The sequence below is a fragment of the Pseudomonas capsici genome (assembly GCF_017165765.1).
GTDB classification, from domain to species: domain Bacteria; phylum Pseudomonadota; class Gammaproteobacteria; order Pseudomonadales; family Pseudomonadaceae; genus Aquipseudomonas; species Aquipseudomonas capsici.
Window position 1 is genome coordinate 57,361 of record NZ_JAFGZD010000014.1, and the last position, 23,199, is coordinate 80,559.

A 23,199-nucleotide genomic window follows, 5' to 3' on the forward strand; every position below is an offset into this window, starting at 1 on the left:
GTCCATTTCGCCGCGACCATTGCACTGCTCAATCGAGAAGCCGGTATGCAGACTTTTTTCATCTCCCCCACGGATTTTGGCGTGGGTTTGACATCCATCAGCCTTGGCCTGGTTCGCACCCTTGAGCGTGCAGGCCTGAAAGTCGGTTTTTTCAAGCCGATCGCACAACCTCATCCGGGCGATCTGGGCCCTGAACGCTCCACCGAACTGGTGGCCCGCACCCACGGCCTCAAGCCGCCCAAACCTCTGGGGCTGGCGCATGTGGAGCGCATGCTCGGCGATGGCCAACTGGATGAGTTGCTGGAAGAAATCATCAGTCTTTATCAGCAGGCAGCCGTCGGCAAGGACGTGCTGATTGTCGAAGGCATGGTCCCGACGCGCAGCGCCAGTTATGCCGCACGGGTCAACCTGCACCTGGCCAAGAGCCTGGATGCCGAAGTGATTCTGGTGTCCGCGCCGGAAAACGAAGTGCTCACCGAGCTTTCGGGCCGGGTCGAATTGCAGGCTCAACTGTTCGGCGGGCCGAAAGACCCGAAAGTGCTGGGTGTGATCCTCAACAAGGTGCGTACCGAAGAAAGCATGGAAGTCTTCGCGGCACGCCTGAAAGAGCACTCTCCTCTGCTGCGCAGCGGAGACTTCCGTCTGCTGGGTTGCATTCCGTTCCAGGCCGAACTCAATGCCCCGCGCACCCGTGACGTGGCGGAGTTGCTGGGTGCCCAGGTGCTCAACGCCGGGGACTACGAACAACGGCGCATGTCGAAAATCATCATATGCGCCCGGACTGTGCTCAATACCGTGCCATTGCTCAAGCCCGGCGTTCTGGTGGTCACACCGGGCGACCGCGACGACATCATCCTGGCGGTCAGTCTGGCGGCCATGAATGGCGTGCCGCTGGCAGGCCTGTTGCTGACCAGCGACACCGTACCCGACCCGCGCATCATGGAGCTGTGTCGAGGCGCATTGCAGGCCGGTCTGCCGGTGCTGTCGGTGAGCAGCGGCTCCTACGACACGGCAACGCGCCTGAATCAGTTGAACAAGGAAATCCCCATCGATGACCGCGAGCGCGCGGAAATCATCACCGATTTCGTTGCCGGCCATCTGGATGCCACCTGGTTGCATCAACGCTGCGGTACACCGAGGGAGTTGCGTCTTTCGCCTGCGGTGTTCCGCTATCAGTTGATCCAGCGTGCCCAGGCTGCCAACAAGCGCATCGTGCTGCCTGAGGGCAACGAGCCGCTGACAATCCAGGCCGCCGCCATCTGCCAGGCACGCGGTATTGCCCGTTGCGTCCTGCTGGCCAAGCCCGAGGAAGTCCAGGCGGTCGCCCAGGCCCATGACATTGAATTGCCGCCGGGGCTGGAGATTCTCGACCCGGACCTGATTCGCGAGCGTTATGTCGCGCCGATGGTCGAACTGCGCAAGAACAAAAGCCTCAATGCCCCGATGGCCGAGCAGCAACTGGAGGATCCGGTAGTGATCGGCACCGTGATGCTGGCGCTGGATGAGGTGGACGGTCTGGTATCGGGCGTCATTCACTCCACCGCCAATACCATTCGCCCGGCCCTGCAACTGATCAAGACTGCATCCGGCTGCACCCTGGTTTCGTCGGTATTCTTCATGCTGTTCCCCGAGCAGGTGCTGGTCTACGGCGACTGCATCATGAACCCGCATCCGAGTGCTGCTGAACTGGCAGAAATCGCCTTGCAGAGTGCCGACTCCGCCGTGGCATTCGGTATTGCACCACGGGTGGCGATGATCAGTTATTCCAGCGGCAATTCCGCCAGTGGCGAGGAAGTGGAAAAGGTTCGCGAAGCGACCCAACTGGCTCGTGAAACCCAGCGCAGTCTGTTGATCGACGGTCCGCTGCAGTATGATGCCGCGGCCAACGAAGACGTCGCTCGCCAACTGGCACCGGACAGCCCGGTGGCTGGACGCGCGACGGTATTCGTGTTCCCGGACCTGAATACCGGCAACACCACGTACAAGGCAGTACAGCGCAGCGCCGACTGCGTAAGCCTCGGTCCGATGCTGCAAGGTCTGCGCAAACCGGTGAACGACCTGCCACGCGGTGCGCAAGTCGACGACATCGTCTACACCATCGCCCTGACCGCGATTCAGGCAGACACACTTTCCTGATACACATCACGATGCCATCTGTGCAGACTGCCGTTGTGCAGTCTGCACCGCATCCCATTACACTCTGGAGTCACTATCCGTCATGGATACCTTGCCTGCCCCATTGCGCGGCGTCATTGCCTCGCTGTTGTTGGCGCTCAACACCATTGCCTGCTGTGCAGTGCTGTTCGTGGTCACCTTCTTCAAGATCTGCCTGCCCTTCAAGCCCGCCCAGCGCCTGACCGACTGGCTGATGATTCATATCCAGGAAACCTGGATCAGTTGCAACAATGCCTGGATCAGGCTGCTGGGCCACACGCGCTGGCAGTTGAGCGGTCTTGAAGGGCTGGATTACGAACACTCGTACCTGATCACCAGCAACCATCAGAGCTGGGTCGACATCATGGTCCTGCAGTACGTACTCAATCGACGTATCCGCCCGCTGAAGTTCTTTCTCAAGCAGGAGCTGATCTGGGTACCGCTGATTGGCCTGGCCTGGTGGGCACTGGGTTTTCCGTTCATGAAGCGCTACTCCAAGGCGTATCTGGCCAGACACCCCGAGAAGAAAGGCAAGGATCTGGAAACCACACGCCGCACCTGCGCCAGATTCCGTCATAACCCGGTGGGCATTTTCAACTTTGCCGAAGGCACGCGCTTTACCAAAGCCAAGCATGCCGAACAGAATTCACCGTTTCGCAACCTGCTCAAGCCCAAGGCCGGCGGGCTGGCGTTCGTGCTGGATGCCATGGGCGAGCAGCTTGAGTCGATCGTCAACGTCACCATTCACTATCCTGGCGGGCAACCGGGTTACTGGGACCTGCTGTGTGGCAACGTGAAAGAAGTTGTGGCGCACTTTGAAGAGATAGAAATCCCGCCGCAGTTCATCGGCAGGAACTACGACCAGGATCAGGCCTACCGCCAGGAGTTCCAGCAGTGGATCAACGGCTTGTGGGAGGAGAAGGATCGCTTGCTGGACCGGCTCAAGGGTCATCGCGAATAAATTCGCTCCTGCAGAGTCGCGCAGGAGCGAATTCATTCGCGAACCTGTTACTGCTGATACTGCTCGTACTGCTGCCCCGGAATCGGCTTGAGGTTGACTTCGACCCGACGGTTCTGGGCACGGCCGTTGACATCGGCGTTGCTGGCAATCGGCTGATCCGGACCTGCGCCGCGCACGGACAGGCGGGCCGGGTCCACGCCCTGGGATGTCAGGTAGGTGCTGACGCTCTGGGCACGCTGCTGGGACAGGTCCATGTTGTGCTGGCGACTGCCGGTGCTGTCGGTGTAACCGACGATCTCGATGTTGTTCTGGTTGAACTGCTTGAGCGAGTTGGCCAGATTGTTCAACGGTGAGTAGAAACTGCTGGCAATGGAAGAAGAGTCGGTGGCGAAGGTGATGTTGCCCGGCATGATCAGCTTGATCTGGTCACCCTGACGCTGCACTTCCACACCGGTATTGGCCATGCTCGCCCGCAGTGCGGCTTCCTGCTTGTCGGCATAGTAGCCATAGCCTGCCGAAGCGGCACCGACTACCGCAGCGCCGATCAATGCGCCTTTGCCACGGTTGTTATGATCGATTGCCGCCCCCGCCAGGGCACCGGCCAGTGCGCCCAGACCACCGTACTTGGCAGTCTTGTTCATGCCACCCGAGTTTTGTGCCTGTCCCTGATTGTCATAAGGGTTGGGCGATGCACAGCCCGAAAGCATGGCCACAGCGATAACCGCAAGAGTCAAATGGCGCGAGCTAGACATTGATGAAACTCCTGATTTAACGAACGCTAATGAGCGGATTAGAGCATGACATGCGTCAAAAATTCCTTAACGCCGCCTGAACCGTTTACAGCCAGAGAGCCCTGATCCAGGCCCTCCCGGCGCTGCTCCGGAGCGCACAAATAATGCAGGACACCGGCACTTGAATACTGATTACCCCAACAGCCCCAGGACTTTCGCCCTTGCCACCGCCTGAGTTCGTCGCTCGACGCCAAGCTTGCTGTTGATATGGCTGGCGTGGGTTTTGACGGTGTGCAGGGAAATGAATAACTGCTCGCTGATTTCCTGATTCGAGCAGCCTTGGGCTATGAGTTGCAACACGCCCAGTTCTCGCACGCTCAGGCAGTCGTTGCCATGGGACGGCTCGACGGCGGGCGGCGCGAGACAGGACGGCAATTTTTCCAGCAGTGCATTGCGCACGGTGCAGGCAGGTTGTTGCAGCAGTTGCTCGCGCAACCACAGCGGGTGGCCGTCGAGCAGGTCATTGAAAGGCAGCAACGCACCGCCTTGTGCCGCGTGCAGGCTGCGACTCAACAGTTCGGATGCCTCATGCTGCCGGGCATTGTCCAGCAACAGACGGATGTGCTGGTTGAGGGCATTAAGGCTCAGCAATTGCGCGCCCATGGACTGCGCATGCAGCTCCAGCTCCTGCAGGCGTTGCGCAGAAGCATCGGCGTCACCGCGAATCCGCTCCAGAGCTGCGCGGAGCAATTCGACCTGTTGCGGCAATTGTGGATAACACTCCGGGGCTGCCGTCGCCAGCCCGCCGCTGTAAGTCTGGGTCAGGCGCAACAACCAGGCTTCGGCCAGATCGATACGGCCCTGCACCAGCCACAGCTCGCATTTGACCAGGGTGATCATCGCCAGATAGTAGATCGGCGGCACATCCCAGATGTGCATCAGGCGCTCGGCTTCACCCAGCTCGGCGAACGCTTCGGCAAAGCGCCCTTCACGCCCTTCCAGACCGGCAATCACGCAATGCCCGATCAGCACGCTGATATCCCGGCAGGCTCGTGCCTCGATCAGACCGGCGAGCAATTTCTCACGCCCGGCATCGGCCTGCATGCGCAGGGTCAGCAAATAACCTTCGTAAATCGTCAGACGCGCCCGCACGGCATACAGGCGCAATGTGGATAAGCCTTTGAGACGTTGCTGCCCCTGGCGGACTTCGTCCAGAGCACGAAGTATCTCGCCACGGGCTTGCAGTACCCTGGCACGGTCATAATGCGCCAGCGCTTCGAATAAAGGATTGGCCACCCGCTGCGCCAGTTCGAGGGCATCGCGGTTCAAGGCGCGGGCGCGCAACAGGTCGCTGTTGGCTATTCCCAGATTGGCCAGGGTGGACAGGCATACCAGCCGCTGGCCATAGCGTTTTTCCGGCAGGCTATGCAGTGCTTCACTGCAATAACGCTCGGTCTTTTCGCTGTCACCGCGACCACGGGCAATGATCCCGCTAAGCGCCAGCCACTGGGCGAGCATGGATTTCTGCGCCGTAGCCGACGGAGCGGGCAGAAAACGGCTGAGGTTTTCGGCCAGTTCTTCGGCTGCATCCAGTTGACAGGCCAGCCCCAGCGCCCAGGCATAAAGCACGATCAGGCGCGGCGTACTGGTCAGCAAACTATCGGGCAAGTCCATTCTCCAGCGCAGCAGCATGCCGACATTCTGCTCGGCCAGCAGTTGCTCTTCGGAGAGGTTCTGCACCAGGTTGGCGGCGACATCCAGATGCCCGGCGCGTAATGCCTGCTCGATAGCCTCGTCCAGCAGGCCCTGTTCGTTGAACCAGCGACAGGCATTCAAATGCAGGCGGTTCTGTTGTGGACCTGTACCCTGGCGGGCTCGCAAGAGATCGGAGAACAGATGGTGATAACGAAACCAGCGCCCGTGCTCGTCCAGCGGCACCAGAAATACCTGATGTGCCTGCAGATAGCGCAGCATTTCGGCGCTGTCATGGGCTTCCCGGGAGGCATCGCACAATTCGCTGCAAAAGCGTTCAAGGCAGGCCGTTTCATAAAGAAAGGCCTGAACATTGGCCGGCAGACAGTCGATGACTTCTTCGAGCAGATACTCACCGATCAAGACCTCACCATCGCGCAAGGCTTGCGACAAGGCAGGACCATCGCCGGCTTCGGAAGCGGCCAGCAGCCAGAAACGCAAGCCTGCCACCCAGCCTTCGCTGCGCCGGATCAGGTTTCGCTGTGCATCGCTGTCCAGTGAGCAACTGTGTCGATCGAGCACTGCCAGGGATTCGGCGTCGGTCAGCCGCAAGTCACTCTCATTGAGCTCAAGCAATTGCCGGGACAGGCGCAGACGCGCCAGATGCCAGTTGGGACGCTGTCGGCTGGTGACCATGACCACCAGGCCAGTCGGCAAGTGTTTGAGAAAGAACTGTACACAACGATCCAGCACCGAACCCTGCACCAGATGATAGTCGTCCAGCACCAGCAGCAAGGGCTTGCTCAGCATGAGGTGCATGGCCAGCTCATCCAGCAGACCATCGAGCCATTCCTCGAAGGCAAAGGGCTGATTGCGCTGACGCATCTTCAGCAAGCCCATGGCCTGGGCACCCAACTGCGGAAAGAACTGCTGCAAGCCAGCCAATAACCGCTCGAGAAAACGCCCCGGATCGCTTTCGCGAGGGTTCAGGCCCAGCCATATGCTTTGCCATTGGGCAGGCAGGTTCTGGCAAAACTCCACGGCCAGCGAGCTCTTGCCGAACCCGGCAGGCGCACAGATCAGCAACAAACGCCCGGACAGGCCTTCGGCCAGACGCTCGCACAAGCGGGAACGAGGCAGGTAACCATCGGGCAATGGGGGCCGAAAGAATCGCCCTTCCAGAGCGGTGGTTGCGCTACCTGAGATGCCTTGCATACGGGACAGATCAGTCATGGCCAGCTCTTCGGGAGTATTGTTTAGCCATAGCAGCTGTCCGGAGACTAGCGGGTAAAAACGCCCTTTTGAAGGCAACCAACGAAAAGTCCGTAACAAAATTCCTACAATTTGTGAGACGAATACCTGTGCATAAAAAAGCCCCTATAAAGGGGCTTATTCTGTAACCAATTGAAAAATCTGTTTTTTTACACTTTTACCGATCCGTTTACGTGCAGGCAGCCTTGAAAACACGCTGCCCGCACGTTGCGACAGTTCATCCGGTTTGTGTGATCAACGTACTCCTTCCTGACGCAAGGCGTTGGGCGTGAAGTCGCTGGTCCCGGCTGTGAAACCGAAGACATACGCACTCTTCTCTTCGTTTTTCATGCCCAGTGCCACGTAACGACCCGACTGCAAGTCGTACAGGGTTTCAATGGCGTACCACGGAACCTGCTTGTCGTAGTAGTTCTCGGCATGGGCCTCGGCAACGCGCCACAACTGGCCACGACCGTCATAGTGGTCGATGACTGCAGCCTGCCAGGTGTCTTCGTCGATGAAGAAGTCACGTTTGGCGTAAATGTGACGCTGACCTTCCTTCAGGGTTGCCGTTACATGCCAGACACGGCGCAATTCGTAACGGGTCAGGTCCTGATTGATATGGCCAGCCTTGATGATGTCGGCATATTTGAGGGATGTGTCGTCGAGCTTGTGGCTGTTGGCCGCAATGTACATCTCCTGCTTGCCGATCAGTTTCCAGTCATAGCGATCCGGCGCACCGTTGTACATGTCCAGGTTATCGGAAGTCCGCAGACCATCCGACGCAGTACCCGGGCCGTCATAGGACACTTGCGGAGCACGGCGCACACGACGCTGACCGGCGTTATAGAGCCAGGCCGAACGAGGCTCCTTGACCTGATCGAGGGTTTCATGGACCAGCAGCACACCACCGGCCAGACGCGCCGGTGCGGTCACTTCCTGCTTGAAGTAGAACAGGATGTTGCCCGGGTTCTTCGGATCGAAATCCTTCATCTTGTCGCGGAACACGAACTGGTCGGAGAAGTACACCAGGCTGTAGGAGCCATTGGGCTGCGGCGTGGCCTGGGTCACGAAGCGCTTCACACTGCCGCCGCGATAACGGGTGATATGGTTCCAGATCACCTCGACACCGCTGGACGGAATCGGGAAGGGAATGGCGGTTTCGAAGTTTTCCAGACCATTACCGCCACCTACCAGTTTGGTATTGGTCGCGTTTCTCTTGATGGCGGCAAACACGTCGTCAGGCACGGTGGCGCCGCGATGGGTCGGATAAACCGGGATCTTGTAGCTTTCCGGGTAACGCTTGAACATCGCGTATTGGCCCGGTGCCAGCTTGTCCTTGTACTGCTCGACGTTCTGCGCCGTGATGGTGAACAGCGGTTTTTCATTGGCATACGGGTTGGCCAGGAACCCCTTGCTGTCCACAGCCCCTGCATTCTTGGGCATGGGGCTCCAGGCAGGAATGGTATTAGCCGCGTTACCGGCCTTCTCTGCCCCCATTGGCGTCAGGCTGGTACCCAGTTTCGCCGCTTCGGATTCAGACACCGCAGCCATGACACCGGACGCCATCAAGGACAATCCCAGCGCACCCGCTTGCAACAGACCCTTTGTTATTTTCATTTTCATAGTCATCCCGAAACCTTGTTCTTAGAAGTTCATGCCAAAGCTGAGTGCCACGAAATCCCGGTCATCGACCGTGGTGTACTTCCCGTCGAAGAAGTTGGTGTAGGAAAGACTGGCGGTGTAGGTGTTCTGGTATTCGGCATCCAGTCCGAGGCTGACGGCCTTGCGACCTTCCTCGAAGTTGGCGCCCGGGCCCGGGGAGTAACCCTTGACGTCATGCGACCAGGCCACGCTTGGCTTGAGGTTCACACCGGCGAATACGTTGTTGTAGTCCCAGATGGCACGTGCGCGATAACCCCAGGAGTTGGCGGTGGTGAAACCGTCGTCTTCGCAATAACGGGTGAGGTTGTTCTGCTCGGCTCCGGTCAGGGTGCCGGCGTTCAAAGTCGCACACTGGCCACCCGGCAACGGACCTGGTCCGTAGACCGGATCGCGGCCATAACGGATTTTCGAGGTGCTTTCCAGACCGCCCACGTGGGTCCAGCCCACTTCACCCACCAGGGTCAGACGCTCGGCCCCCATCACCTGGTCGAAGAACTGGACCAGGGAGGTTTGCAACTGGGTGATTTCCTTGCGGCGATAACCCGGCTGATCGGTATTGGGTCGACCACTGAGCAGCGACACGTTCGGGTTAAGCGGCGAAATGCCCGAATAGAGAATGTCGGTAGTGTTGATCTGCACCGGGGCATTCGGACGGTAGCTGATTTCACCACTCCAAGCCGTGCCGGTAGGCAACGTGGTGGAGAAGCTCAACCCGTACAGGCGAATGTCTTCAGGGTATTCGACGTAGTAGCTGGAGTTGCCCGCCACCACCAATGGCAACAAGGTCGGTGCCAGCGCAGTCGCCGTAGCAAGCGGAATGCCGTTGCCCACAAGCGAACCGACCAGCCCGGTACCGCTGAACGAAGCCGCTGACCCGCCGCGACCGCTGAAGATCGGCAGACGACTGTGGTAGTTCATCATGTACGCACCGAATTCGGTGTCCAGCGGCTCGAAGTTGTAATGCACGGCAAAGCCGAACTGGCCACCGTCACGGGCATCACGGTCCGGACCGCGACGCACGATCGCGCCCTCATCGGGCGATCCGAAGTTGACGCCCTGCTGCGCCAGGGAGTTGAAAATCGCCCCCCGTGCTCCGGCCGGCAGGCCTGCATTGGTCAAGGACGTGTTGAGCCCGCTGCGACTGCGCAATACGGCCAGGTTGCTGTCGCAGCCATCGGCGATCACGTCGGGCTGCGAGAAGAAGGTGCCGCAGTTATCCACAACCGTCTGGTCCCACTCGAGCTGGTAGAAACCTTGCGCGGACAGGTTGTCGGTCAGGCTTTGCGACAGATAGAACATGTTGACCGGAATCAGGCCTTCCTTGATCTCGGCCCCGGGACGACGAAACGCCGAGACATCGACCGGGTTGACGCTGTTGATCCCGCCCTGGATGAAGGTACTTTCACCCCAGCTGATGACCTGCTTGCCAAGACGCACGGTGCCTGGCTGATCGCCAATGGCGTAATTGTGATAGACGAATGCGTCGAGCAATTGCGCGCCGGAAGACTTGGCGCCTTCCTTGCGGTTGGAGTCGCTGATGTCCTTGAACTGGCGGCTTTCGTCCTTGAGCTCGAAGTCATACCAGTACTTGCCACGCACGAATACACCGGTATCGCCGTACTTCAGTTCAAGGTCATGAATACCCTTGAAGATCTTGGAGAAGGTTTCGCCCTTCTTGAAGTTCAAGTGGCCGTCATCGGAGGTCTGGGAAAGACCGCGCCCACCGTTGTTGGCGCCGATGAGGTTCTTGTTCGGGCTTGCGGTAGACCAGCTGGCACCCACCGAGAGGGATGAGTCGAAGCTGCCTTCGATTTCACCGACATTGAAGGTAACGCCGAATGCGGGACCAGCGAGTGAGGAAGCAAGACTGACTGCCAGAGGAAGTTTCGCCCGGCGCCAGAAAGGGATTGCTGTTGTCATCGATGCGACTCCATGTGCTTTTATTTTTATGGCAGTGGGAACTTCCAGAAACGACTCAGCCATGGATTGGCTGTCAACACTCACCGGCCCCCCTGAGGGCCGCCATACAAAATGCATCTTTACGCTCTTGCCAAGTCCCCTGTCCCGACTATATCCAGCGCGCCCTGCTGCTTGATCCCTCTAAAGTGTGATTTGCACGTATCAAAGCCTCTGGAATGCCTGTTACGACAAGGTTGAGTAACAGACAGGCGCAGGATGGAGCAATTCGATCATTTGGCAACTTTCGTGTCATGGCCGACGCAGACGCATGCCGTGCTCGATGAGCACAGCATGCAATCAGGTGCAATGGAAGTTGTCCGGCGGGTTCAGAGCGTCGACAGAAGAGCACTGTTACTGCTTTGCCATTCGACGATATCGAGACGCATGCGTTTTTTGTCGAGTTTGCCGACACTGGTCTTGGGAATTTCAGTAACAACCGCGATCTGGCTGGGTATCGCCCATTTGTTGATATGGCCCTGTTCGACAAACGGACTGAGGTGTTCCTTCAATATCCGCGCATCGATGCTCTGCCCTTCGTGAACCACCAGCAATGCGAAAGGCCGCTCACCCCATTGTGGATCGGCAACCCCTACCACCGCGACTTCGCGCACGGCGGTGTGACGACTGCACAGGTCTTCGAGCTCCAGAGACGATATCCACTCACCGCCAGTCTTGATCACGTCCTTGATGCGGTCACGAATATCGATGAAGCCCATGTCGTCCAGGGTCGCCACATCGCCAGTATGCAGCCAGCCACCTGCCCACAGTTCGGCCCCTTTTTGCGGCTCGCGGAAATAGCTTTCGGTCAGCCAGGGTGCGCGCAGTACCAGTTCGCCCTGTGTTTCGCCATCGGCCGGCAGGAAGTTTCCATGTTCGTCGACGATGGCTGCGTCCACCAGCATGCCCGGCACGCCAGCCTTGATGCGGTAAGTGATGCGATCGTCTTCAGGACCCGCTCTCAGCTCTTCGTTCATGTGAGCAACGGAAATCAACGGCCCGGTTTCGGACATGCCATAGGCAGCAGTGAGCTGGATGCCCTTGGCCTTGGCCGCCAGATACAGGCTGCGAGTCAGCGAGCTGCCACCGATAATGATTTTCCAGCCACCGAAATCCACGTCCCTGGCGGCCTTGGAGTGCAGCAACATCTGCATGATGGTCGGTACGCAATGGGAGAACGTCACTTTCTCCTTGCGCCACAGTTCCACCAGAAACTCCGGGTCATAACGGCCGGGATAAACCTGCTTCAAGCCCAGCATGGTTGCCGCATAAGGCATACCCCAGGCATGCACGTGAAACATCGGAGTAATCGGCATGTAAACATCGCTGGAACCCAACAGGCGCTCATGCTCGACACTGCCCATGATCGTTGCCACGCTCATGGTATGCAGAACCAGTTGGCGATGGGTGAAATACACGCCCTTGGGATTGCCCGTGGTGCCGGTGGTGTAGAAAGTCGTGGCGACCGAGTTTTCGTCGAAATCCTCGAAATCGTAATGAGGACTCGCCGCCGCCAGCAGCTCTTCGTACTCCCCGACCAGATCCGGCAAGTCGGCGGTCTTGTCCGGCTGGTCCGTGAGCAGCAGCGTCTTGTCCACAGTGGTCAGGTGCCCGGCAATGCCCTTGTACAGGCCGACGAACTCACTGTTGACCAGCACCAGCCGGTCTTCGGCATGGTTCATGGTGTAGACGATCTGCTCGGGCGAGAGCCGCACGTTGATGGTATGCACCACCGCACCGATCATGGGGATCGCGAACATGCATTCCAGATAACGATGACTGTCCCAATCCATGACAGCAACGGTATCGCCTGCCTTTACACCAGCCGCCGTCAGCACATTGGCCAGGCGGCGAATGCGTTCGTTGAAGACAGGATAGGTATGACGGACAGTATCGCGATAAACGATTTCACGCGTTTTTTCGTAGCGGCTGCCGGACAACAGCAGCCCCTTGATCAACAGAGGGTACTGGTAAGCGCCATCGGCTGGCGGAAGAACGCGAGTCTGTAACATATGAGTCCCTTTTCAAAGTTCACAGGCGAAGCTTGAAATATGGACTCTAGCGCTCTGGTCCGCCAGCCAAATCAGCCGAAGGGACGATTTGCCGACAAGTTTGCGTGTCGCAGGGACTCAACGAACCTCGGTCAATGCCAGCTTCAGACCCAGCGCCACCAGCACGCCACCCATGACCCGATCGAACCAATGCCCCATGCGGGCAAAGCCTGCACGTACCCGGGCCTGGCTGAACAGGCAGGCAACCATACAAAACCAGGCGGCAGTCGCGACCGCCAGATAAACGCCATAGCCGCCCTGCACCAGCAGCGGTGTGTGAGGGTTGATGACCACGGTGAACAGCGACAGGAAAAACAGCGTCGCCTTGGGGTTCAGGCCATTGGTCACAAAACCGCTGGCATAGGCGCCACGGGCCGTTCTTTCCCCCACCGTTGCCTTGAGCGGATCGTCCCCCATAGCCGCTGGCCTGGCGCGCAAGGCCTTGATACCGATGTACAGGAGGTAAGCGGCGGCTGCCCATTTGAGGGCATTGAACAAGACGATGGACTGGGAAACGATGATACCGATACCCAGCAGCGAATAACCCACATGGACGAAAATCGCAGACCCTACACCCAGCGCGGACCAGATCCCCGCCTTGCGCCCGTGAGTGACGCTTTCGCGGACCACTACCGCAAAATCGGGGCCGGGACTGGCGACAGCCAGCAGATGAATCAATGCAACAGTGAGAAATTCTGCCCAGTACATGGGGCCTCCAGAAATATTGGTGAGCGTTTGCTGATAGGCTCACAACATTACTCTTTCAATTTATTACAAAAAAGGTACAGCCAATGAGCAATCCGGGCAGAGCAGTTTTCCTCGATCACACATCCCTGGACCTGGGGGATCTGGATCTCGGCGAGTTGCGTGACAGTTTCGGCGAACTGGTGCTGCACGACAGCACTTCACCGGATCAGGTCATCGAGCGACTGAAAGGGGCCCAGGTGGCAATCAGCAACAAGATCATGATCGATGCCGACACATTCGCTGCATGCCCCGAATTGAAACTGGTACTGGTCACGGCAACCGGCACCAACAATGTGGATCTGGCGGCTGCCCGCGAACAAGGCGTCACGGTCTGCAACTGCCAGGGTTACGGAACCCCGTCGGTGGCGCAGCACACCTTGCTGTTGCTGCTGGCACTCGCCACCCGTCTGCCCGATTATCAGAAGGCCGTGCAACAAGGGCTGTGGCAGAAATCTTCGCAGTTCTGCCTTCTGGATTTCCCTATTGTCGAGCTCGAAGGCAAGACCCTCGGTCTGCTGGGCCATGGCGAACTGGGCAGTGCGGTGGCCAGACTGGCAGAAGCCTTCGGCATGCGTGTCTTGCTGGGACAGATTCCCGGTCGCCCTGCCCGTGCGGATCGCTTGCCTCTTGAACAACTGCTGCCGCAGATCGACGCCCTGACGCTGCATTGCCCGCTCAACGAACACACCCGCAACATGATCGGTGCCCGGGAACTCCAGTTGCTCAAACCCCAGGCTCTGGTGGTCAATACCGCTCGCGGCGGCCTGATCGACGAACAGGCGCTGGCCGATGCCTTGCGCAACGGGCATCTGGGCGGTGCCGCATCGGACGTGCTGAGCGTGGAGCCGCCTGTCTCGGGCAATCCGCTGCTGGCCGACGATATTCCACGCCTGATCATCACTCCGCACAGCGCCTGGGGTGCTCGGGAAGCTCGTCAGCGCATCGTCAGCCAGCTTGTCGAGAACGCCCAGGCATTTTTTGCAGGGGCGCCGAAGCGGGTAGTCAGCTAGAATCCACCCCTTTTTCAGGAGCGAAAACATGGACCCGCGCAGTGAAGTGTTACTTCGGCAGGCTGAACTCTTTCAAGGCTCGTTGCTGCTGGCCGGGCTGCCAGCCGACGACTTGCTGGGTAAGTTGCCGAACGCTCGCGGGTGGTGCTGGCATGCGGGCGACCAGGCTGCACTGGACGCCCGTTTCGCAGGACGTACGCATTTCGGCGTGAACGCGCCACAGGATTCTTTCGAAGCTGCGGTGCTGTTTCTGCCCAAGGCACGCGACCTGACCGAATACCTGCTCAATGCCCTTTCTTCCCGTCTGGCCGGACGCGAAGTGTTTCTGGTCGGTGAAAAACGCGGCGGTATCGAAGCCGCCGCCAAGCAGTTGAGCCCACTGGGCCGCGCACGCAAGCTCGACAGCGCCCGTCACTGCCAGCTCTGGCAAGTCACGGTGGAAAATGCGCCACAGGCGGTCGAGCTGCAAAGCCTGGCCAAGCCTTACCGGATCGAACTCGAAGACGGCCCGCTCACAGTTGTCAGCCTGCCGGGCGTATTCAGCCACGGTCGTCTGGATCGCGGTTCGGCCCTGCTGCTGGAAAACCTCGACAAACTCCCCGGCGGCCATTTGCTGGACTTCGGATGCGGCGCGGGCGTGCTGGGGGCTGCGGTAAAACGTCGCTATCCGCACAACGATGTCGTGATGCTGGATGTGGATGCATTCGCCACGGCCAGCGCAGCGCTGACACTGGCTGCCAACGGCCTTGAAGCACAGATTCTGACCGGCGATGGCATTGATGCCGCCCCCATGGGATTGAACACGATTCTGAGCAATCCGCCCTTCCATGTCGGGGTGCATACCAATTATCTGGCTACAGAAACCCTGCTGAGAAAAGCACGCCAACATCTTCAATCAGGTGGCGAACTGCGCCTGGTTGCCAACAGCTTCCTACGCTATCAGCCGCTGATCGAGGAGCATGTCGGAACCTGTGAAATCCGCGCCCAGGGAGATGGTTTCCGGATCTACAGCGCGAAACGTTCTTGAAAATAAGAGCTTGCCGAATGGATTTTGCGTAGGCAGAATCCGCTCCGTCCTAGGGGAGTAGTCTCCCACGAGCAACATGCTCGTCCGGCATGCATCAACATACTTGGTCCTCAGACCATGGTGCGTGCGACCCGGAATCCGCTCAGACGGATCGGTGGTTTGACAAGACCTATGACACGAACACCTTACCCGGGGCGGGAAGGCTGTACGTGTCATAGCCGTGTCGACCCGCCCCTTAGGAACCCTGATGCTGGAATCCCTGTTAATCCCTACCGCAGTCGTTGCGCTTGCCGAGATCGGCGATAAAACGCAATTGCTCGCACTCATTCTTGCTGCCCGCTTTCGCAAGCCCTGGCCCATCATCGCCGGCATCGTTGCCGCGACCCTGGCCAACCACGCGGCAGCGGGCGCAGTCGGCGCATGGTTCAGCAGCTTCTTCTCCGATGCAGTGCTGCACTGGATTCTCGCCGCCAGCTTCACGGCCACGGCCCTGTGGACACTGGTTCCCGACAAGATGGACGACGACGAAGCCAGCACGGCACGCAAGTTCGGCCCGTTCATGACGACCCTGATCACCTTCTTCATCGCGGAAATCGGCGACAAGACGCAGATCGCGACCGTGATGCTGGCTGCGCAGTATTCCTACCTGTGGCTGGTCATCATCGGTACTACCCTGGGCATGCTGATCGCCAACGTTCCGGTGGTGCTGGCAGGCAACTTTGCTGCCGAGAAGCTGCCTCTGACCCTGATCCGCCGCTTGGCCGCCAGCGCCTTTTTCGTGCTGGCTCTGGTCGCGGTCTACAAGGCCATGCAAGTCAGTGGCTGGGTCTGAGAAAAATGAAAGGAGCGCTGCAACGAAAGCCACAGCGCTCTGCCGCCATCAGCCGCTCAGGACTTGCTGGCTTGCTGGTACAACGGCATCACCTTGGGAATCGCAGCCTGCAGGGAAGCAATGCGATTTGCCGAGGCGGGGTGCGTACTCATGAACTCTGGCTGCGAACCACCGGCGTTCTGAGTCATCTTCTGCCACAGCGTCACGGCGGCATTGGGGTTGTAACCCGCTCGCGCCGCCAGCTCCAACCCAAGCAGATCGGCCTCGTTTTCATTGCTGCGGCTGTTGGGCAGCGTAAGGCTGTAATTCACAACTGTATCGGTCAGCGCCATACCGGTTTCCCCCATGCCCAGCAAGGCACCCGCGCCCTGTTTGGCAATGGCTACACCGTAGGCCTTGGACATTGCTTCGCGCCCGTGCTCGCGCAGGGCATGGGCGATTTCATGCCCCATGACCGCAGCGATTTCATCGTCGCTCAGCTTCAGCTTGTCGATCAGGCCGGTATAGAAAATGATCTTGCCGCCAGGCCCGCAGTTGGCATTGAGCTCATCGCTCTTGATCAGATTAACTTCCCACTGCCACTGGGCCGCATCGGGACGCAGCTTCGGTGCCTGGGCAATCAAGCGATCGGCAATCGCATTCACTCGCTTGGCATTGGTGCTGGTGGTATCCAATACACCTTTGCTGCTGGCCTCGCCTACGGTTTCCTTGTAGGACTGGGCATACATTTTGTTGACTTCATCTGTCGAGAGCATGCTGAACATGTACTGCTTACGCTCGACACCCACCGAATCACCGGTGGTTGTGTTTACAGCCTGACAGCCGCCAAGCAATAAACCGCCCCCTAACACACACAGGGCCAATGACTGACGCATGATGTTTCTCCTTATAGCGAGGTGGTCATCCTAGGCGGACAATGAGTTCAGCGCCAGATACCAGCAAACAGCCATATTTGGCTGCTTTGTAACAGCTTGGTTCCTAAACGGAAAAATCCGGCAGGAGCGGATTCATCCGCAAAGACGCTGCTCCAGACGACACATGCCTTGCGGACTCACTGATCTCTTCGCCAATGAATGGGCTCCTACAGGGGCGTCAGGCATTCCGGGGCGTTGAGTTTGGGATCGTTGACCAGATTGGCCAGCGGTCTTTCGCGCAGTGGCATCTGCACGGAGGCGAGCAGCGCCTGCAAGGTATACAGCGGTGTGTCGGCTGCCAGCCAGTCTTTCTGGCCCTGGGCATCGAGAATCAGCGGGCGGCGCTGACTGGCCGCCGCCTGGGTAACCACCGCCACGCTCAGGTAGGTATGCCCTTGCACCGGATAGGCCTCCCAGACGGCGGCAAAGAACAAGGCCGAGCCTTCGCCCGGTGTCAGCCAGAACGGGCGTTTACGGGCAGTGCCGCGCCACTCGTAAAAACCGTTGGCCGGCAGCAGGCAGCGACGCTGGCGAAAGGCTTCACGGAACATCGGCTGCTCGGCCAGGGTTTCGGCACGCGCATGGGCGGGCGTGCGCGAAAGATCGGTCAGCCAGGCGGGCGTCAGCCCCCAGCGGGCACGTGCCAGTTCCAGTTCGCCTTCAGTCTGGGCAGCACGCATGATCAGTACGGTGTCGGCCGGAGAAATATTCCATTGCGGCTGCTGGTCTGCCGGAAAACCGGGCAGGGCCGCAAAGGCAGGGTTCCAGCGAAACAGGGCATAACGTCCACACATCAGGCTAAGGCAACTCTATTTGAAGGCGTTCAACACACCAGCACATCGGGGAAGCTGTCCGGCTCGTCACCGGACAACGGCAGGGCAGCATTGTACGCAGTGATCAACGCCCGTGCGCGCTCGACCTGATCATCATCCACCGAGATACCCAGCAGACCGAGCCCCGGCAGATCGCCCATACCGCCGAGCAAGTCGCGCCCGACCAGATGCGCTTCGACCCCTTCACTGGCAAGCATGCCTTGCAGCAACTCGCCTTCCATCAGGTTTTCAGGCTCGTAGATTCTCTGCATCATTCGTTCTCACTGCGAACGTCCAGACTCCAGTCTTCACCGTCGGTCCTCAGGTCGAATATGATCGGCCGACAACAGACCGGGCAGTCCTCGATGTACTGCTGATCGCCGCCGGACAGGTCCAGAACGGCTTCAACAGGCTCCCCACAGTAGGGACAGTCATAACTCTGTAATTCCTGCATCGCGGCCTCCGGTGTCAGTTATGCGTATAATTGCCCCATTCTTTTGAAGGCTGCCAGATCAACCTGCCTTCTTTTTACCCTATCCGTTTCCAACAAGAGAGCATGATGGGCGAATTCGATGCCATCCGACCTTACAACGATGCAGAAGTCCCGGCCGTACTGGCACGTCTGCTGAGCGATAAAGCATTTCTCGCGATCCTGACCAAATTCCGCTTTCCGCGTCTGGCGGGGGCGTTCGGGTGGTTCCTGCAACCGACCCTCGCTCGCAAGCTGCGCCGTGAATTCGCCGGGATCGACTCGGTCGCGACCCTGCAGGACAAGGTCGAGTACTACGTCGACCACACCATCGAGCGGGCTACTGACGGTGTGACCTACACCGGCGTGGAATTGCTCAAGTCCGGCACGGCTTATCTGTTCCTGGCCAACCACCGCGATATCGTGATGGACCCGGCCTTCGTCAACTACGCCGTTTATCACGCAGGGCTTCCCACGCCGCGCATTGCGATTGGCGACAACCTGCTGCAAAAGCCTTTCGTCAGCGACCTGATGCGCCTGAACAAGAGCTTCATCGTGCATCGCTCGATTATCGGGCGGCGCGAGAAGATGGCGGCTTATCAACTGCTTTCGGCGTACATCAATCATTCGATCACCCACGATGGCCAGTCGATCTGGATCGCCCAGGCCGAAGGTCGCGCCAAGGACGGTGATGACCGTACCGAGTCGGCCATCCTCAAGATGTTCCACATGAGCCGCAAGGACGAGCCTTTCAGCGAAGTGATCCGCTCGCTGAACCTCATTCCGGTATCGATCAGCTACGAATACGATCCTTGTGACCACGCCAAGGCGCGGGAGTTGTACATCCGCGCCACCACCGGCAGCTATACCAAAACGCCGGGCGAGGACGATGTCAGCATTGCGCTGGGTATCACGGGCTATAAAGGCCGTGTGCATGTGAACTTCGCACCACCGATCACCGACTCGTTCGAGGACACCAAACTGCTGGCTGCCGAAATGGACCGGCAGATTCTCGGCGGTTACCGGCTGTTCCCCGTGCATTACCTGGCTTATGCACAATGGGCCGATGCCGACCCGGAACTCGATGTGCCGCTGGCTGCAGACGTGTTCCCGGCCGATGAACTGGCGCGTGCCAGGGATGAATGGGAAAGCAGGCTGGCCGAGGCTCCTGTCGAACATCGTCCTTATCTGATACAGCAATATGCGACGCCGGTACGCAATCAGTATCGGGTCAAGGCCGGTCTGCCTCTCTGATACGACGCCTCACAGAAACCGGCGCTCTCAAAGCGCCGTTTTCCATGGTGTGTCACCTGAACGTCACACAGCTCGTGCACTGTATGGCTCCTCAAGGAATGACCGACCTTTTTTGGAGCTGTTCATGCTGCACGCAAACAACCAGGATCGCCTGTACCTCATCGCCCAGAGTGATGAACAACAAGAGCTGATCGACGCACTGGCTTTCAACGTCCAGGACCGCCACTGGCTGGTCTACTGCGCCCTGGGCGGGCATCAGCATCACGATCTTCCGGACATGGATCTGGAAACAGGCCTGAGCTTTCTGAATCTCTATCAGCAAGCCGCCTGAACCCGGTCATCCGATACAAAAAAGCCCGGCCCCTTGCAAAAAGGGCCGGGCTTTTCATTGGAGCAAGGTTTATTGCGCCAGGGTGCTGCCAATAGTCGGGTCCTGGAACACCCGGGTCAGCGCATCGCTCAGCACGTCGCTCACCAGCTTGGTGTTGGTTTCCTGATTGGGGGCCATACCGAAACGCTGATCCAGCGAGGCGGAATAACGGCCGCCGTAATTGCGGCCATTGTTGCGCACGTCTGCACGGAATGTGGAACTGATGGTGGCCTCGGTCACGTACAGACCTTCCTTGGGCGACTGATATTTCAGGTCGGCCAGGGTCAGGGTCAGCTGCGCGCCATTACCGCCACCGGAAACCGGAGTGAAGCCCAGCAGGCGGACGGCAGCTTCAGCCTGTGCCTGCAGCTTTGGCAGCAGATCGGCACCATTGACGCTGATTGAGCTGGTTTCAGGGTACAGGCCGCCGCGGGTTCCCAGTGTAGGGCTGGAACGACCATCCACGACACGCACGACAACCTGCTGCCCCTGCCCCACCGGCGCGAACTGCGCGTTGAGTTTGGGCTGAGGACTCAGTTGCTGCGGGCTGTGGGCACACCCGACCAGCGTCAAACTGCTTACAGCAAGCAAACCGAACAAAAGGCGACGCAACATGCTCATCTCTCCAGAGGCCAGACACTAAATGTGCCGCAGTATAGCGATGCCGGCGAAAAATGGGACCGCTGAACAATCGCAATGGTTCAGCCACAGGAATGTAATCGGGGTGTAACGCCGCAAAGGCAGGATAGCCCCCATCAACTCGACAGGAGACAGGTCATGAGTCTTTTCCAATCCTTGTTCAATCTGCGTCGCCCATTGCGCCACTACGCCCTTGTGGACAAGAGCGGTATTTGCCGCGCACTCAAGCATTGCACCGAGCGTCCACTGAGCAGTGACTGGATCGAAGTCAACGAACAACGTGCCAGCTGGCTGAACCAGCCATTGCCCTGCAGCGCAAGGGTTGCGCAGCACAGCGTACATTCAACACCTCGTCAGTTGATCACGGCCTGACGAATACCTGATAAAAGTCACACAAAACCCGATCAATTCCTGTCGTTTCATCGCCCCTCCCCCGTTTAAGTCGGCGAGGCTGGCCCCCAATGAATTCAAGGGTTTCAGCTCATGACCATCTGTGCCAAGCCGGGCACAAAGCTGTTACAAACTATCCTCGCTAAACCATGGCACTTTACTATTGGCTGCGTATGCAACCGCGCAGCCAAACCCGGAACTGCCTCACCCTATTTCTTTAAACGACTGACCGATCTACAGCCAGGGATGGTCCAGCAAGACGCTCTCAGAAAGCCCATCGGCCTGAACTACACAAGGCCTGATGGCCGGACGCTAGCGAAACAAGGGCGGCGACGATTCACTTGGGGGGTGGCTCCATATGTGGGCCACAACCACCTTCGGAATCGGCTTTAAGGATGGTTTGATCTGGAGCGACATAGAGCGTGATCTTGCACTCCACATTTCTCGTTTCGTCGGCGTAATAATTGGTGATGTTTCGAACACCACCACTTACGTTCTCACTGCTGCCTTTGTAGACCGTATCGGTTTTGTAGTGTGATTTAAACCATATGAGGGTAAATACGCCGTCTGAATTCTGATTGATCTGTTGTGGCCCGCCCCACGTCTTGTACGCTTCACTGACATTACGGCCCTCCCAAGCTGATCGAGCCATCAGCTCAGGAACAGAGGCACAGGCACTGATTAACGTTATGCTCGCGAGCAATAAAGGTTTGAGCACATCAATCACCATGTCGGGTTCTCATCAAATTTGCGGGCGTTGTACTCCATTGCAGGCCTCAATGCCTTACCGACGTGGCCGTTTATCATCTTGACGGAGTTACTGCACGCGTCTGGATCCCGCTTGTTTTGTACGTCTGCCTTGTCAAGTACGGGACGCATCAATTCCAGTTCTTTCGACAGGTTTGCGCACTCGGTCTTCGTACTCATTTTACCTGGCTCGGCCAGTTGCTCTTCGCACTGTTTTCCGAGTGCATCGAGCTTTCTGAAGTCAACACGAGCGCACTGTTTTGGAATAAGTTCATCAAGTTGCGCAGCCTGGTACCTGCTCAACGTTTGCATGGCTTTGTCCATATCGCCGCTGATCTGCTCCATCACGGTTTCGCGGCAACCATTGCCACTCTGTGCGGCCATTATGCGAGCGGGTTCCTGCTGCGCCTGAGTAATCACCTTAGCAATCTCTTCGCGCAAAGAACCACAGGCCAGAGGCTGGGCGCCGGATTGCAGTTGACTGTCGCAAGCCTTGGTCAGAAACGCGACGGTATCGGTTTTAACCCCTCCGCACTGCGTAGGGGCGTAGGGCGCAGCATCACTCGAGGGTTTTGGCGGTACACCTGCGCATGCGGATAGATAAACAGACACCGCGACGGTCGCTACAGTTTTTAGTATGTTCGCAATCATTAATTAAAACCTGAAGGAGTTAGGCCACTTAATTTCGTAAGTCCAATTAAAAAACAGTATTTTATTTAATGATGACTATCAATAGCACATATGCACTATTGAACAATGCGTGGAAAACATGTGGTACGAGCAACGCCATCGCTGACGCCAATGCATGACTCAATGCGTCGAACCAAGTTGGACTCTCGAAGCGATGGTAAAACTACAGACAGGCAAATCCCTTTGTGATGAGCGTCCAGCTTATGCAAGGTAACTTCAGCAGACGCTTACGTCCCATGCACGGAGCCCGTCAATATCTGTCACTCCTGGAGTTAGCCAAGGTGATCTTTTTGGAGATGTCGTCTGCGTTCTACTTGGTGGCTGTGTCGAGTGACCTTGTGATATTCTGACAGAGCATTAGGGGCGGAAAGGGTCACGTTCACCCTCGCATTGTTTCAAACGAGCAATAACTTCAGGAGAAGTTTGAGCGGTGTCTATCTTGCCGCTTTCATCAAGGTAAATATCCAACGTACCCCACCGTTTTGGTGTGATGTTGATGCATCGAGGTGGCGTGTTATCGGCCCACCAATCGAACATCATAAAGAAATCCTCATCAGGGAAAATATGACCGGCGTCACCGGCTGCCTCACCGGGCATCAAGTCCCGTCGAAAGATTGAATGTTGGGTATTGAATACGTAATGGAGCCCTTTTGAGCCGTCGTTTGAGTAGTAAATAACGACTCTTGGCAGAGCTAAATACCAGCCTGCAATCAGGACACAAACGAAGCCTGTAACCCATCGTCCCAAGTAGAGCTTTTTCTCACTTACAGACATGTGGTTGGCCCCCTCGGGTATCGCCTCACGCACGCCCCTCAACTCCCTGACAGCCTAATGCCG

At 58.1% G+C, this 23,199-nt stretch carries 22 protein-coding genes and 1 riboswitch; of the genes, 8 read left to right on the forward strand and 14 right to left on the reverse strand.

Annotated elements, in window-relative coordinates:
• The first annotated feature begins 45 nt into the window (after positions 1-45).
• The gene (pta, locus tag JSY17_RS17705; protein ID WP_206402557.1) at positions 46-2,136 is read left to right on the forward strand and encodes a phosphate acetyltransferase; all 2,091 of its coding nucleotides are present in this window, start codon (positions 46-48) and stop codon (positions 2,134-2,136) included.
• Positions 2,137-2,218: 82 nt separating this feature from the next.
• The gene (locus JSY17_RS17710) at positions 2,219-3,115 is read left to right on the forward strand and encodes an acyltransferase (RefSeq protein ID WP_200980633.1); all 897 of its coding nucleotides are present in this window, start codon (positions 2,219-2,221) and stop codon (positions 3,113-3,115) included.
• A 47-nt stretch (positions 3,116-3,162) separates the two neighbouring features.
• Here JSY17_RS17710 and JSY17_RS17715 read toward each other — a convergent pair whose 3' ends face one another.
• The 6 genes from JSY17_RS17715 to JSY17_RS17740 form a co-directional block, all read right to left on the reverse strand.
• Entirely contained in the window at positions 3,163-3,867 is a 705-nt protein-coding gene (locus JSY17_RS17715; RefSeq protein WP_117182321.1) for an OmpA family protein, read from the reverse strand.
• 171 nt (positions 3,868-4,038) lie between these two features.
• Positions 4,039-6,771: a LuxR C-terminal-related transcriptional regulator gene (locus tag JSY17_RS17720; protein ID WP_206402559.1), complete on the reverse strand. Its 2,733-nt coding sequence runs from the start codon at positions 6,769-6,771 to the stop codon at positions 4,039-4,041.
• 273 nt (positions 6,772-7,044) lie between these two features.
• Complete coding sequence (locus tag JSY17_RS17725; RefSeq protein ID WP_162880420.1) at positions 7,045-8,409, reverse strand: DUF1329 domain-containing protein; 1,365 nt, start codon at positions 8,407-8,409, stop codon at positions 7,045-7,047.
• Between the two features lie 27 nt (positions 8,410-8,436).
• Entirely contained in the window at positions 8,437-10,374 is a 1,938-nt protein-coding gene (locus tag JSY17_RS17730) for a DUF1302 domain-containing protein (protein WP_117182315.1), read from the reverse strand.
• Positions 10,375-10,739: 365 nt separating this feature from the next.
• Positions 10,740-12,422 carry a fatty acid--CoA ligase gene (locus JSY17_RS17735; RefSeq protein WP_206402561.1) on the reverse strand — a complete coding sequence of 561 codons (1,683 nt, stop codon included), beginning with the start codon at positions 12,420-12,422 and terminating at the stop codon, positions 10,740-10,742.
• 117 nt (positions 12,423-12,539) lie between these two features.
• Entirely contained in the window at positions 12,540-13,169 is a 630-nt protein-coding gene (locus JSY17_RS17740; protein ID WP_117186901.1) for a LysE family translocator, read from the reverse strand.
• Positions 13,170-13,252: 83 nt separating this feature from the next.
• On the opposite strand from JSY17_RS17740, the gene JSY17_RS17745 reads away from it, so the two are divergent.
• From JSY17_RS17745 to JSY17_RS17755, 3 genes are all read left to right on the forward strand, one after another.
• Positions 13,253-14,218 (forward strand): 2-hydroxyacid dehydrogenase, encoded by a 966-nt coding sequence (locus tag JSY17_RS17745; protein ID WP_206402563.1) that lies wholly within the window; start codon positions 13,253-13,255, stop codon positions 14,216-14,218.
• Positions 14,219-14,246: 28 nt separating this feature from the next.
• Positions 14,247-15,245, forward strand: coding sequence for a class I SAM-dependent methyltransferase (locus JSY17_RS17750; RefSeq protein ID WP_206402565.1), 999 nt, complete (start codon positions 14,247-14,249; stop codon positions 15,243-15,245).
• 39 nt (positions 15,246-15,284) lie between these two features.
• A riboswitch (yybP-ykoY riboswitch) is annotated at positions 15,285-15,423 on the forward strand.
• Positions 15,424-15,492: 69 nt separating this feature from the next.
• Positions 15,493-16,077 (forward strand): TMEM165/GDT1 family protein, encoded by a 585-nt coding sequence (locus JSY17_RS17755; RefSeq protein WP_117182307.1) that lies wholly within the window; start codon positions 15,493-15,495, stop codon positions 16,075-16,077.
• Between the two features lie 56 nt (positions 16,078-16,133).
• Here the strand turns inward: JSY17_RS17755 and JSY17_RS17760 are convergent, their stop codons facing one another.
• From JSY17_RS17760 to JSY17_RS17775, 4 genes are all read right to left on the reverse strand, one after another.
• Entirely contained in the window at positions 16,134-16,952 is an 819-nt protein-coding gene (locus JSY17_RS17760; RefSeq protein WP_117166977.1) for a M48 family metallopeptidase, read from the reverse strand.
• A 206-nt stretch (positions 16,953-17,158) separates the two neighbouring features.
• Entirely contained in the window at positions 17,159-17,785 is a 627-nt protein-coding gene (locus tag JSY17_RS17765) for an SOS response-associated peptidase (protein ID WP_206402567.1), read from the reverse strand.
• 29 nt (positions 17,786-17,814) lie between these two features.
• Positions 17,815-18,075, reverse strand: coding sequence for a putative signal transducing protein (locus tag JSY17_RS17770; protein WP_117167034.1), 261 nt, complete (start codon positions 18,073-18,075; stop codon positions 17,815-17,817).
• Complete coding sequence (locus JSY17_RS17775) at positions 18,075-18,257, reverse strand: CPXCG motif-containing cysteine-rich protein (protein ID WP_117182301.1); 183 nt, start codon at positions 18,255-18,257, stop codon at positions 18,075-18,077. The genes JSY17_RS17770 and JSY17_RS17775 overlap by 1 nt, the downstream gene beginning before the upstream one ends.
• 102 nt (positions 18,258-18,359) lie before the next feature.
• Here JSY17_RS17775 and JSY17_RS17780 point away from each other — a divergent pair, with 102 nt between their 5' ends.
• Positions 18,360-19,526: a 1-acyl-sn-glycerol-3-phosphate acyltransferase gene (locus JSY17_RS17780; protein WP_117182299.1), complete on the forward strand. Its 1,167-nt coding sequence runs from the start codon at positions 18,360-18,362 to the stop codon at positions 19,524-19,526.
• Positions 19,527-19,650: 124 nt separating this feature from the next.
• Positions 19,651-19,857, forward strand: a complete 207-nt coding sequence (locus tag JSY17_RS17785; RefSeq protein WP_200999341.1) for a hypothetical protein — start codon at positions 19,651-19,653, stop codon at positions 19,855-19,857.
• Positions 19,858-19,926: 69 nt separating this feature from the next.
• Here the strand turns inward: JSY17_RS17785 and JSY17_RS17790 are convergent, their stop codons facing one another.
• A complete protein-coding gene (locus tag JSY17_RS17790) occupies positions 19,927-20,511 on the reverse strand; it encodes a YajG family lipoprotein (protein ID WP_117182297.1) in 585 nt (194 codons plus the stop codon).
• A gap of 162 nt (positions 20,512-20,673) precedes the next feature.
• Between JSY17_RS17790 and JSY17_RS17795 the strand changes: the two genes are divergently transcribed.
• On the forward strand, positions 20,674-20,907 hold the full coding sequence (locus tag JSY17_RS17795) for a hypothetical protein (protein ID WP_117166972.1): 234 nt from the start codon (positions 20,674-20,676) through the stop codon (positions 20,905-20,907).
• Between the two features lie 355 nt (positions 20,908-21,262).
• On the opposite strand, the gene JSY17_RS17800 is transcribed toward JSY17_RS17795, so the two are convergent.
• From JSY17_RS17800 to JSY17_RS17810, 3 genes are all read right to left on the reverse strand, one after another.
• Positions 21,263-21,655 (reverse strand): hypothetical protein, encoded by a 393-nt coding sequence (locus JSY17_RS17800; RefSeq protein ID WP_117182293.1) that lies wholly within the window; start codon positions 21,653-21,655, stop codon positions 21,263-21,265.
• Positions 21,649-22,323 (reverse strand): hypothetical protein, encoded by a 675-nt coding sequence (locus tag JSY17_RS17805; RefSeq protein WP_117186897.1) that lies wholly within the window; start codon positions 22,321-22,323, stop codon positions 21,649-21,651. The genes JSY17_RS17800 and JSY17_RS17805 overlap by 7 nt, the downstream gene beginning before the upstream one ends.
• A gap of 396 nt (positions 22,324-22,719) precedes the next feature.
• Complete coding sequence (locus JSY17_RS17810) at positions 22,720-23,136, reverse strand: hypothetical protein (protein WP_117182289.1); 417 nt, start codon at positions 23,134-23,136, stop codon at positions 22,720-22,722.
• Between the last annotated feature and the right edge of the window lie 63 nt (positions 23,137-23,199).